Origin of the sequence: Pseudomonas tremae (genome assembly GCF_001401155.1) — a bacterium.
Classification (GTDB): domain Bacteria; phylum Pseudomonadota; class Gammaproteobacteria; order Pseudomonadales; family Pseudomonadaceae; genus Aquipseudomonas; species Aquipseudomonas tremae.
Window position 1 is genome coordinate 1 of record NZ_LJRO01000423.1, and the last position, 392, is coordinate 392.

Annotated in this window: 2 pseudogenes; both read left to right on the forward strand. The window is 58.4% G+C overall.

Features of this window, described 5'->3' with window-relative positions:
• Positions 1–146: pseudogene (locus ALO43_RS23010) on the forward strand (carbonate dehydratase); the annotation flags it as partial.
• 51 nt (positions 147–197) lie between these two features.
• Positions 198–392 (forward strand): annotated as a pseudogene (locus tag ALO43_RS23015) (hypothetical protein); the annotation flags it as partial.

The following is a 392-nucleotide window of genomic DNA, read 5'->3' on the forward strand; positions in this document are numbered from 1 at the left end:
TGCCGTCCCCCACCCGGATCGGGCCTAATACTGAGCTCTCGCAATTCCCGCCGGTGAGCATTTCGGCTTCGGAGTTTTCCGAAGACGTGGCGCACACCAACATTGACCTGGTGCGCGGCTACAAGGCACTTCAGAACGAGTTCTGACACAGAACACAATCGACTCATTGCACTTCCGGCTACGGATCTGGATTTTTCATGACAGCAGTTGTTCAACCAATCCGCGCGCCAGCATCACGGCTGCGCTCTATCGATGCTCTGCGCGGGCTGATCATTCTCTTCATGCTGCTGGACCACGTGCGGGAAACCTTCTTCCTGCACCGCCAGGTCCTCGACCCGATGGAGGTCGCAAGCACCGAGCCCGCCCTGTTTTTCAGCCGCACACTGGCGCAT